This is a genomic window from Pseudomonas sp. B611, from assembly GCF_055407965.1.
Genome location: NZ_JBUZST010000026.1, coordinates 13241 through 24959, shown reverse-complemented (window position 1 = coordinate 24959; position 11719 = coordinate 13241). Strand labels below are relative to the sequence as shown.

At 62.2% G+C, this 11719-nt stretch carries 12 protein-coding genes; 3 read left to right on the top strand and 9 right to left on the bottom strand.

Annotated elements, in window-relative coordinates:
• Positions 1–758: 758 nt before the first annotated feature.
• Positions 759–1934: an NnrS family protein gene (locus ACZRMO_RS28495; RefSeq protein ID WP_463975046.1), complete on the bottom strand. Its 1176-nt coding sequence runs from the start codon at positions 1932–1934 to the stop codon at positions 759–761.
• Between the two features lie 134 nt (positions 1935–2068).
• On the opposite strand from ACZRMO_RS28495, the gene ACZRMO_RS28490 reads away from it, so the two are divergent.
• Both ACZRMO_RS28490 and ACZRMO_RS28485 read left to right on the top strand, forming a co-directional pair.
• Positions 2069–2752, top strand: a complete 684-nt coding sequence (locus ACZRMO_RS28490; protein ID WP_463975045.1) for a Crp/Fnr family transcriptional regulator — start codon at positions 2069–2071, stop codon at positions 2750–2752.
• Positions 2749–2940: a protein DnrP gene (locus tag ACZRMO_RS28485; RefSeq protein WP_463975044.1), complete on the top strand. Its 192-nt coding sequence runs from the start codon at positions 2749–2751 to the stop codon at positions 2938–2940. The genes ACZRMO_RS28490 and ACZRMO_RS28485 overlap by 4 nt, the downstream gene beginning before the upstream one ends.
• Here the strand turns inward: ACZRMO_RS28485 and ACZRMO_RS28480 are convergent.
• The 8 genes from ACZRMO_RS28480 to ACZRMO_RS28445 form a co-directional block, all read right to left on the bottom strand.
• The gene (locus ACZRMO_RS28480; RefSeq protein ID WP_463975043.1) at positions 2934–4775 is read right to left on the bottom strand and encodes a nitric oxide reductase activation protein NorD; all 1842 of its coding nucleotides are present in this window, start codon (positions 4773–4775) and stop codon (positions 2934–2936) included. The genes ACZRMO_RS28485 and ACZRMO_RS28480 overlap by 7 nt on opposite strands.
• A gap of 65 nt (positions 4776–4840) precedes the next feature.
• Positions 4841–6262, bottom strand: coding sequence for a cbb3-type cytochrome c oxidase subunit I (locus ACZRMO_RS28475; protein ID WP_463975042.1), 1422 nt, complete (start codon positions 6260–6262; stop codon positions 4841–4843).
• Between the two features lie 3 nt (positions 6263–6265).
• On the bottom strand, positions 6266–6706 hold the full coding sequence (locus tag ACZRMO_RS28470; protein WP_192300757.1) for a c-type cytochrome: 441 nt from the start codon (positions 6704–6706) through the stop codon (positions 6266–6268).
• Between the two features lie 98 nt (positions 6707–6804).
• Positions 6805–7164, bottom strand: a complete 360-nt coding sequence (locus ACZRMO_RS28465) for a hypothetical protein (RefSeq protein ID WP_463975041.1) — start codon at positions 7162–7164, stop codon at positions 6805–6807.
• Complete coding sequence (locus tag ACZRMO_RS28460) at positions 7165–8139, bottom strand: hypothetical protein (RefSeq protein ID WP_463975040.1); 975 nt, start codon at positions 8137–8139, stop codon at positions 7165–7167. It abuts the gene before it with no gap.
• 147 nt (positions 8140–8286) lie between these two features.
• The gene (locus ACZRMO_RS28455; RefSeq protein WP_463975039.1) at positions 8287–8520 is read right to left on the bottom strand and encodes a cytochrome C oxidase subunit IV family protein; all 234 of its coding nucleotides are present in this window, start codon (positions 8518–8520) and stop codon (positions 8287–8289) included.
• 7 nt (positions 8521–8527) lie between these two features.
• Entirely contained in the window at positions 8528–9091 is a 564-nt protein-coding gene (locus ACZRMO_RS28450; protein ID WP_463975038.1) for a cytochrome c oxidase subunit 3, read from the bottom strand.
• Complete coding sequence (locus ACZRMO_RS28445; protein ID WP_463975037.1) at positions 9075–9851, bottom strand: AAA family ATPase; 777 nt, start codon at positions 9849–9851, stop codon at positions 9075–9077. Before ACZRMO_RS28445 ends, ACZRMO_RS28450 begins: the two co-directional genes overlap by 17 nt.
• Before the next feature lie 194 nt (positions 9852–10045).
• On the opposite strand from ACZRMO_RS28445, the gene ACZRMO_RS28440 reads away from it, so the two are divergent.
• Positions 10046–11719 (top strand): cytochrome D1 domain-containing protein, encoded by a 1674-nt coding sequence (locus ACZRMO_RS28440; protein ID WP_463975036.1) that lies wholly within the window; start codon positions 10046–10048, stop codon positions 11717–11719.

The following is an 11719-nucleotide window of genomic DNA, read 5'->3' as shown; positions in this document are numbered from 1 at the left end:
TGCCGGCCCAGCCCAAAGTAACCAAAGGGCTCTTGCCCCAACACTCGGTGCCTCGCCTAGGCTCGGCATGCCCGTAATCCGACATGTATTTGGGGGGCCGCCGCCACGCGCCATCCATGGCGCGGGGCGGCTAAACCGGCATCCCTGCCGGTTTACCCCCCAAATCCATGCCGAATTCCGGCCAGCGTGTTTAACGGGGCGCCTAAGATCAAAATCAAGATCAAAAGCCAGAGCCAGAGCCAGAGCCAGAGCAAACCACAGCCCCACTTGATACATGGAGATCCAAATGTGGGAGCGGGCTTGCTCGCGAATGCGGTGGGTCAGGAACAGATATTTTGACTGACACACCGCATTCGCGAGCAAGCCCGCTCCCACAGTTTTGACCCGGTTCCACCCGAACATACCGGTCGGCTTTAAGGCCGCCGCGCTCTGGCTTTTGATCTTACTTGCCCCGTCAAACACGCTGGCCGAACGCAGGCTTGAATCCGTGGGCAATCCGGCAGGACGCCGGGTTAGCCGCCCTGCGCCATGGATGGCGCATGGCGGCGGCCCACGGATTCAAGCCGGAGTGAGGGCATGCCGAGCCTAAGCGAGGCACCGAGTGTTGGGGCAAGAGCCCTTTGGTTACTTTGGGCTGGGCCGGCACTCCGGCTTTTCCAAAGTGAGTCGCTGCAAGAGCGAAACCATAAGCCGCCGTGACCTAAATAATGGATATGTACACAGACAGACCGCCATCGCAGGCAACCCAGCTCCCACAATTACCCCGGATGCCCATCAACCCGCGCCCGCCACAGCATCGGCCCATAACGCCACAAATACAGCCCAAACCCAACGCACCAACACACCCCCGCCATCCACAACCCCACCACCGGCCAAACCCCCACCAAAAACACCCGACACACACACGCCAGATTCATCAACACAAACCCCACCCCCATCCCTCGCGGCAACTGCAACGGCCGCCCCGTATGCCCAAGACTCACCCGCGCAATCATCGCCAAAATCAACCCACCCATGGCCCCCACGGTCAGCGCATGCACCGCCAGACTGGGATTCAACGACACCCCAAAATGCCACAGCGCCATCCCCAGGCACGCCAACGCCAGCCAGGCATAGGCCAAATGCAACGACCACAACAGCGGCACCCGCCACAAGCCACGATCATGCCAGCGCACCAACCGCAACAAATGCCCCAATCCAAGCACAACGAACAGCGCGCCAAGCCACAACTGAGGGAACAGCGCCACCCCACTGGCATAACACAACGCAACCAGGACCGACCCACCCAGCAACAGATAATCCAACCACGGCCAAGGCTTGACCGCCTCAACCCGCCCCAAACCCCGCTGGGTAAAAAACGGAATCACCCGCCCACCGATCAACCCCATCATCGCCGCCACCAGCCACAACCCGGCCAGCACCGCCTGACGTTGCAGGCTCGCGTCAACCAACGACACCCCATCCACCACCGCCAGCAGCACCAACACCAGCACAATGGGGTAGTTGCGCGTCTGTCGTACCTTCCACAGCGTCCAGCCCATCACCCCGGCCACGGCCAACGGAAAGCTCAGTTCCAGCAACGCCAGCAACGGCCACGGTACGTTCAACAACCAGCCCAAGCGCGCCGCTAGCCACAAAGCCACCAGCGCGGCCAAAGGCACACCGCTTAGGCCCGGACGCCCGGTCCAGGTCTGCACCGCCGTCAGCAGGAAACCGGCGATGATCGCCACACCAAAGCCAAACAACAGCTCATGCCGATGCCAGGCCAACCAGCCCCCAGCCGGTTGCCAACCACCGGTCATGCCGCCCAGTGCCAACAGCCATAGGGGGATCGCCAGCGCTGCCAACAGGCAGGCACCAAGAAAAAAAGGCCGAAAGGCCAAGCGAAACAACGGGGTAATCGACAGTGCCTTGCGCCGATCCAGTACTTGCATGTTGCGGCTCCTCAATTCATTTCTGCGCCGATGGTGCACCTGTGCCCGCGTCTTGCCCTTGTCGCAGATCAAGCTGTGCCGAGGGTAGTAGGATTAGCCTTGAGCCCCCTTCCCCTTTGTGTCCCGAGGTATTGATGGTGCTCCATCGTGTCCATCACCAGATCCTGCGCAGTCACCACCTGTTCGAGCCCATGGACGAGGCCCAGCTGAGTGAGTTGATGAGCAACAGCCACTTGCTCAATGTCGACAAGGGCGAGCCGCTGTTTCGCCAGGGCGACCCGGCCGACGCGTTTTACTTTGTGATTGCCGGCGCGGTGAAAATCTACCGCCTGACGCCGGACGGCCAGGAGAAAGTGTTCGAGGTGATCGGCGAACGCCAGACCTTCGCCGAAGCGATGATGTTGATGGACACGCCCAACTACGTGGCGTGCGCCGAAGCGGTGTGCCCGACCCAGGTGTATCGCCTGTCCAACGCCACCTATATGCGCCTGTTGCACAGCAACAGTCGCCTGACCTTCGCCTTGCTCGGCACGCTGTGCGTACGCCTGCACCAGCGGGTCAACGAGATCGAAACGTTGTCGCTGAAAAACGCCACCCACCGCGTGGTGCGCTACCTGCTCACGCAACTGGTGCGCCTGCAGAGCAGCGAGACGCGCTTTGAACTGCCCATGGCCAAGCAGTTGATCGCCGGGCACTTGTCGATTCAGCCGGAGACGTTTTCGCGGATTATCCGGCGCCTGATCGATGAAAAGATCATCACCCAGGACGGTCGTCATATCGCCATTCTCGACCGTTCGCGCCTGGAGCAATTCGAGTGAAAACCTGCCTCTACTGCCAGCATCGCAATGCCGTGGAGCGCGACACCTGCGAGCACTGCGCCATGCCGCTGCCGGCGTCCGAGGCCAGCAACCAGGCCCGGCGGCTGAGCCGCTTCCAGTGGTTTTGCCTGGGGCTGCTGCTGTTTTGCATCGCGATGTTCTTCTGGTTGCCCCGGGATATTTACTGACCTTCGGTCAACTGCCGGTACAACTGCGGCAAGCGCTGCGGCAACTGCTGCGGCTGGCGGATCAGGGTGAAGCCATTCGCGCCGAACATGTACGGCAGGTAGTCGCCGGCCTGTTTGTCGATGGTGATGCAGAACGGGATCAAGCCCGCGCGCCGCGCCTGCAGCACCGCCTGGCGGGTGTCTTCCACGCCATAGCGGCCCTCGTACAGGTCCAGGTCATTGGGCTTGCCATCGGTGAGCAGCAACAGCAGCTTGCGCCGTTGCGTGCAGGCGCCCAACACCTCGGTGGCCTGGCGAATGGCGGCCCCCATGCGCGTGTAATAGCCCGGCTTGAGGCCCTGGATCACGCCGCGTATACGGTCGTCGTAGGGTTGCTGGAAGGATTTGAGTACCTGCAAGCGCACCTGATGCCGGCGCAAGGACGAAAAACCATACAGCGCAAACCGGTCCCCGGCGCCGGCCAGGCTTTCACCGAACAGCAGCAGGCTGTCGCGGATCACGTCGATGACTTTTTGCGTGTCGTTCAGATGGGCATCGGTGGACATCGACAGGTCCGCCAGCAGCAGGCACGCGAGGTCGCGCTGGCGGTAACGCTGTTCCATGAACAGGCCGTGCTCGGCACAGGCCGCGTGCTGGCGCTGCACATGAAAATCCAGCCACGCTTGCAGGTCGAGCTCGCTGCCCTGGGGTTGCTGGCGCTGCCATTGGCGGTCGGTGCGCAGCCGTTGGAACTGACGACGCAGGCGTTGGGCCTGGGCTTGCAGGCGTGGAGGCAGCGATTGCGGCGCCGCATCGCGCGGCTGCATCAGTTGCAGGTTGACGAAGGCCTCTTGCAGGCGCTGTTGGCGATAGTCCCATTCGGGCAGCTTGATGCCTGCGCCGAGGGGGATGTCATCGACGTCGGCGGGCGGCAGGTCGAGGTGCAGTTTCAGCCCGCCACTTTTGCGCACGCGCTGGCGGGACAGGCTCAGTTGGTCGAGGTCTTCGGCCACGCGGGCGGCGTCGGGGTCGTCGCTGTCGTCGGTCCAGCGGTCGAGGTCGACGTGTTCGGTCCAGCTGAACAGGTTTTCCAGGCGCACCACCAACAGTCCGCCGTCGCGGCGCTTGTCATCCAGGCGTGTGGCCCGCTTGGGCGCGCCGTGTTGCTCACCGGGCAGCGCTGACAGGTCGTCGCCCGTGTCGTCGAGGTCGGCACTGTGCGGCGTGTCCAGATGCAACGGCGGGTACAACCACAACGGCAACGGCCACGGCGCACGTTCGCTGCGCGGCAAATGGCGCACGCTGCCGGGTTCGCGCAGGGCCTTGCGCAGGGCTTTTTCCAGCGCCGCTTCATCGGGACGCAAGTTGACGGGGTCGGGACGCAGGGCGATATGCGCGTCCACCAGGCGCCGGTAGCTGGGGCCCATGGCGGGATAGCGTTGCAGCAGCAGCCAGGTCCAGCGCTGGTTGTCCCGCGCCCAGTGGGTCATCGGGCCGGACTGTGCGGCGAGCAGTACCAACCAGCGATAGAGTTCCAGGTTGAGGGCGGCGTGGGGGAACACCGCCAGGCGCGATGGCAGGCGCAAGCGGTTGCCGTCGCAGCTGGCCAGCGGTGCCTGTTTGCAGGTGCCGGCGATGCGCATCAGCAGGTTGCGGCGCAGCAGCAGGTCGCGCTCGCCCGCCGCTTCCAGGGCGATGCCGCCTGCGCCGCCGAGGGCGCGAAACAGTAGCGCCAGGCTGCGTTGGCGGTCACTCAAGTGGACCTGTGCTTCGGGGAAATCCACGCTGGCGCGACGGGTGATAAAGCGGTGCCAGGCACTGCCGACCCACTCTTCCAGCTCCAGGGTAAAGGCCATGGGCATTGCTCCAAACGTAAAACGGCCCGCTGTACCAGCCGGGCCGCCCTCTTGGGGATTAACGATCAGTTCACAATCGGCACCGGTTCACCGACCACCGCGCGCCGTTGCCGGAAGCTGTACAGGTAGCAGAGCAGCCCCAGCAGGAACACCACGCCGCTGGCCAACCGCGCCCAGAACAGCGTCTGCAGATGTTCGGTCGTGGCCATGAACGGCAAGGCCACGCCGTCTACCGGCCAGCGTTGCAGCCACACCTGCACGGCGCCGGCGGCGGTGAGGAACAGGGTGATCATCACCATCGACAACACCATCAGCCAGAAGCCCCAGACCTCAATGGTCTGCGCGCGTGCATCCGGCGCTTCACCGAGTCCACGCAAGCGCGGCATGGCGTAGCTGATCAGGGTCATCACGATCATGGCGTAGGCACCGAAGAACGCCAGGTGGCCGTGGGCCGCCGTGAGCTGGGTGCCGTGGGTGTAGAAGTTGACGGGTGCCAAGGTATGCAGGAAACCCCAGACCCCGGCGCCGAAGAACGCCGTCACCGTGGTGCCCTTGGCCCACAGCGTCGCAGCGCGGTTGGGGTGCTCGCGGCGCCGGCGCTTGACCATGGTAAAGGCGAACATCACCATCGCCAGGAACGGCAGCGGTTCCAGCGCCGAGAAGATCGAGCCGACCCACAGCCACACCTGCGGCGCGCCGATCCAGAAGAAGTGGTGCCCGGTGCCGATGATCCCGGTGATCAAAGCCATGGCGATGATCACGTACAGCCATTTCTCTACCACTTCACGGTCCACGCCGGTGACCTTGATCAGCACGAACGCGAGCATCGAGCCCATGATCAATTCCCACACGCCTTCGACCCACAGGTGCACCACCCACCACCAGTAGAACTTGTCCCGCGCCAGGTTGCCGGGGTTGTAGAAGGAGAACAGGAAGAACACGGCAAGGCCGATCAGCCCGGTCATCATCACCATGCTGACCGTGGTCTTGCGGCCCTTGAGCAGGGTCATGCCGATGTTGTAGAGAAAGCCCAGGCACACCACGACAATGCCCATCTTGGTGATGGTCGGTTGCTCAAGGAACTCGCGGCCCATGGTGGGCAGCAGCTCGTTGTGGGTCAGCTTGGCCAGCGCCGCATAGGGCACCAGCAAGTAGCCGAGGATGGTCAGCACCCCGGCCACGGCAAACACCCAGAACAACAGGATCGCCAGTTTCGGACTGTGCAGCTCGCGGTCCGCCTCCTCGGGCACCAGGTAATACGCGGCGCCCATAAAGCCGAACAGCAGCCATACGATCAGCAGGTTGGTATGGACCATCCGCGCCACGTTGAACGGGATCAGCGGGAACAGAAAGTCACCCACCACGTATTGCAGGCCCATGATCAGGCCGAACAGCACCTGGCCGACAAACAGCATCAGGGCAAACACAAAGTAGGGTTTGGCCACGGCCTGGGATTGGAATTTCAGATAGGGATTGGCGCTGCGCATGGCTCAGCCCTCCTTGTTCGGTGGCCAGTTATTGGTGTCGATCTTCGAGCTCCACTTGAGGAACTCGGCCAGATCACCCACTTCCTGGTCGCTGAGATTGAATTGCGGCATGGCCCGGCGCCCTGGCACGCCCAGGGGTTGCATCTTCATCCAGGCGTGCAGGAACGGCTTGAACCCTTCTTCACCCCCCCGGCGCTGGAACACATTGCCCAACTCCGGCGCAAAGTAGGCGCCCTCGCCCAGCAGGGTGTGGCAGCCGACGCAGTTGTTGCGCTCCCACACACCCTTGCCGCGCACCACCGCTTCAGTGAGCTGGTCGACGTTGCTGCGGGTGGGAAAGGTCTGTTCGGTGTGGTAGGTCAGGGCCAGGAAAATCAGGAAGAAGAACACGCTCCCTCCGAAGTAGATATTCCTGGCCATGCCCTTGGTGAAGGTCTCTGACATGGTCGTCTTCCTCATGGCTTGGCGGGGGCCATGATAGGAAGGCGGGGTATGGAAAGTGATTGATGGCGATCAAGAAGTGGGGATTGTGGGTGGGTGCCTTATAAGTAAAGCGCGAACCCAATGACGGTCATGACCGCTCCAGAAAGGTTGAGCACCAGGCAGGGCGCGATGATCCAGAACTTTAATCTTCTTGGGATTCTCGCCACCTCGTCAAGGTCCACAAGTCTTCGCCAGTAAAAGACTTTCGGCATGATCAACACATAGGCCAGCAGCATTAATCGCATTGCCTTCCCCTCAAAAGGCTGACCGCGAAATAGATACTTGTTTGAAACGATGAAAACGCTATGGGGCAAATAGTTTTCCGCTGTTTCCAGTTTGGTAAGCATGCTGTACGCGATCCCTGGAAAACTAAGCATCATGATCAGCGCAGCAACGATGCCGACTAGTTCCCAGTCCATTTAATTCCCCGCGCTTTCGTAAAGGCGAACACCCACATTTTCCCCAAGGCGGTTTCCAATGGCGCCGCCCGCCAAGCCGCCGACAGCCCCGCCAACAATCATGCAGGCTAGCGCACCCAAGCCTCCCGTAGGTATGCCAAAAACCACTGCACACCCGCCTACCGCCGCTGACGCTCCGATATGCCCAATACCTGCCGCCCCAGCCACCCCAAACACCAGCTTTCCACCCTCAACATATTTAGCCTTCGTACACACCTCCTCCCGCCCTAACGAACAGGCCTCGGTGATTTCCAACGCCGTGACGCCCACATCCAGTGCAATCCCGATATACGTGCCTTTTTTCAACATTTGCGAGGCTTTGGCGATACGCGTGACGGTCTCTTCATACCGCCGAATCTCACCATGGTGCCAATAGCTCTTACTGGAGATCCCGAGCATTTTCTTGATCGAGCCTTCGTTCTTCAGGCCCGTTCCCAGGCGAGCCAGCCCGGACAACTGGCCATCCAGTTGCGTGAACAACGCCCGGCGTTTGAGAAGGAACTCATCCCTCGCAGCCATGCTGCCCTTGCGCAGGTACTGCTTATGCAACGCGTCGATGTCCTTGAGGGTCTGCTCGACTTGCGCCAGGTGCCTGCTCCAGGCGCCGCTGGCACTGCCGATGCTGAGGGACGCATGGGTCATGATGGCCTGAAGCTGGTCATAATTTTTTATCAGAAAGTGATCGGCGGCAGAATGCGCCAGCAGCGCGTGTTTCACATGCTGTGCCGAGCGCATCAACTTGGCTTCTTCAGTGGTGCAAGACGCCGTGCGGCTATCGCCGATAATCACCAGGTGCCCCGGCAGCACCACGGTGTTGCGGATGTGTTGGTTGAGGATGTCGAACTTTGTCTGTGTATGCGGATCAAGCGACAAGCTGAGCTTGAGCAATGGGTAGGGTTGCGGTCGTTCATTGATAAATGCGTAGGGTCCTTGCATCGCGTGCACCTCCAAGACTGTGGCGCACGACTATAGGAAGGCACTGCATAGGGGGTAAGGCAGTGTCCGGGGCATAACTCATGTTTCGGAAGTGAAGTACAAATGAGCAGGAAATCGCCTACATGAACGAGCCACTGATTAACGCTGTCAGCAGATAACTCCGATAAGCAGCACCAGCACCACAGCCCATCCCAACAGCATCAGGCGCCACCGCCAGGGCGCATGCCGCAGCTCCATAAACCCGTCCGCAATCAGCCACGCCTTGGAGGCCGCCAACAGCAGCACCACCAGCCACAACCCCGCAGCGCCCGCCAGCACCGTCCCGGCGCTCAGCGATACCAGCAGCACCCAACACACCAGCAACCCCTGCGACGCGCTCATCGGTCCCTCACCCCATCACATACACCACCGGAAACAACACCACCCACACCAGGTCCACCATGTGCCAGTACAACACCCCCGACTCCACCCCGCTCACTGCCACCCTTCCCCGCCAGCAGGCAACGGCCAGCCAGCCGAGGATCAGCATGCCCAACAGCACATGCAAAAAATGAAACCCCGTGAGCATCCAGTACAAGGTAAAGAACCGGCTGTACTCCAAGCCCAGCCCAACACCTGCCAGGTGGGCGTATTCGCCGAGCTTGATCGCCACGTACACCAGCGCTACCAGCAGGGCCGCCACAAACAAGGCGGCACCGCGCCGCGATTGCTGCACACGCACCTGCTGCAACCCCAGCGCGGCAAGCAAGCCGGCGGTCAGCAGGCTCACGGTCATCGCCAGCCCGGTGGAGCTGTCCAGCTGGCTGCGACCCAGGGCAAACACTTCGGGTTCAAGGCGCTGCGTCACCACAAATGCGAGGATCAAAATCGCAAACACCGTCAGCTCGGCGAGGATGAAAAACCACATCGCCAAGTCGCCCGGCAGGCGCCGTGATTCAGGCAAAGTGCACATCCACCACGTCCATCAGTGCCGCGACGGTTTGCGGGTCGTCGCTCAGGGCCTGGGCCAGGCAGGCCAGGCAGGCTTCGCGCGGTGGCATGCCGGCGGCGATCAGGCGGGCGGTGAAGATCAGTAGGCGCGTGGAGGCGACTTCCTCCAGATCGTGTTGATCGAGACGCCGCAACGCCTGGCCCAAGCGCACCACTTCAGCCGCCAGCGCACTGTCCACCTGGGCCTCCTGGGCGACGATGCGCGCTTCGTCCGTAGCCGCCGGATAGTCGAAGCGCATGGCCACGAAGCGCTGGCGGGTGCTGGGTTTCATGCCCTTGAGCAGGTTCTGGTATCCGGGGTTGTACGACACCACCAGCATGAACGACGGTGGCGCCTTGACCACTTCCCCCGTGCGTTCCAGGTACAACTCGCGGCGGTCGTCGGCCACCGGGTGCAGGACCACAGTGGTGTCCTGGCGCGCCTCGACCACTTCGTCGAGGTAGCAGATGCCGCCTTCGCGCACCGCGCGGGTCAGCGGGCCGTCCTGCCACCAGGTGCCCTGCGCACCGATCAAATGGCGGCCAACCAGGTCGGCGGCGCTAAGGTCGTCGTGACAGGCCACGGTGTACAGCGGCAACTGCAGGCGGTGCGCCATATGCTGCACAAAGCGGGTCTTGCCGCAGCCGGTGGGGCCCTTGATCAGCACCGGCATGCGGTGGCGCCAGGCGTGTTCGAACAGCAGGCATTCATTGTCGACGGGTTGATAGAACGGCTCGGTCATCACACACATCCAAAGCAGATTTGCGGCCACGCTAAGGGCGCCTGCGACAACCTGGCAAGCGCTACCCAAGGCAAACTTGATCGCCGTCAAGCGAGCATTCCAACACCTCGCCATAGTCTGGCCGGGCACTAAGAACCTGCGCCCCGCACCCCGTTGCGCGGCACCGCAAAGGTCTCGCCTGAGGAGTAAATGGAATGCTGACTCGCCACAGAAAAACCTTCACCCTGAGCCTCGCCAGCCTGAGCTGCGCGCTGGCCCTCGCCCTGCCCTTGAGCGCCCATGGCGCGGCCACGCCTGCCGTGGTGAAAACCGCCGGTGCGCCGGACATGAGCCAGGCCGACTTCGACGCCTCCAAGCAGATTTACTTCGAACGCTGCGCCGGCTGTCACGGCGTGCTGCGCAAGGGCGCCACCGGTAAACCGCTGACCCCGGACATCACCCAATCCCGTGGCCAGGCCTATCTGGAAGCGCTGATCACCTACGGTTCCCCCGCCGGCATGCCGAACTGGGGCACCTCCAATGCGCTGACCAAAAGCCAGATCAGCAGCATGGCCAGCTTCATCCAGCACACCGCGCCCACCCCGCCCGAATGGGGCATGGCCGAGACGCTCAAGACCTGGAAAGTGCTGGTCAAGCCTGAAGACCGGCCGCAGCGCCAGCTGAATAAACTCAACCTGGAAAACCTGTTTTCCGTGACCCTGCGCGACGACGGCAAGATCGCCCTGATCGATGGCGACACCAAGCAGATCGTCAAGCTGATCGACACCGGCTACGCCGTGCACATCTCGCGGATTTCCGCCTCGGGCCGCTACCTGCTGGTGATCGGCCGCGATGCCAAGATCGACATGATCGACCTGTGGCCCGCCGAGCCGACCAAGGTCGCCGAGATCAAGGTCGGCATCGAAGCGCGCTCGGTGGAAACCTCCAAGTTCAAGGGCTTCGAGGACAAATACACCATCGCCGGCTCCTACTGGCCGCCGCAGTTCACGATCATGGACGGCGAAACCCTGGAGCCCAAGCAGATCGTCTCGACCCGTGGCATGACTGTGGACAAGCAGGAGTACCACCCCGAACCGCGCGTAGCGGCGATCATCGCGTCCCACGAATGGCCGGAGTTCATCGTCAACGTCAAGGAAACCGGCAAGGTCATGCTGGTCAATTACCAGGACATCAAGAACCTCACCATCACCACCATCGACGCCGCGCCGTTCCTGCATGACGGCGGTTGGGACAGCACCCATCGCTACTTCCTCACGGCGGCCAACAACTCGAACAAGGTCGCGGTGATCGACTCCAGGCAGCGCACCCTCGCCGCCCTGGTGGACGTCGGCAAGACCCCACACCCCGGGCGTGGCGCCAACTTCGTGCACCCGCAATACGGGCCGGTGTGGGCCACCAGCCACTTGGGCGATGGCGGGATCTCGGTGATCGGCACCGACCCGATCAAGCACGCGCAATACGCCTGGAAACAGGTGGCATCGCTCACCGGCCAAGGGGGCGGCTCGCTGTTTATCAAGACCCACCCCAATTCCCACCACCTCTACGTCGATACCACCCTCAACCCCGACGCCAAGCTCAGCCAGTCGGTGGCGGTATTCGACATCAACCACCTCGACAAGGGCTACAGCGTACTGCCGATCGCCGAGTACTCGGGCATCAAGCAAGGCGCACTGCGTGTGGTGCAACCGGAATACAACAAGGCTGGTGACGAGGTGTGGTTCTCGGTGTGGAACGGCCAGACCGAGGAGTCGGCGCTGGTGGTGATCGACGACAAGACCCTCAAGCTCAAGCAGGTGATCAAGGACAAGCGCCTGATCACACCGACCGGCAAGTTCAACGTGTTCAACACCCAACACGACATTTATTGA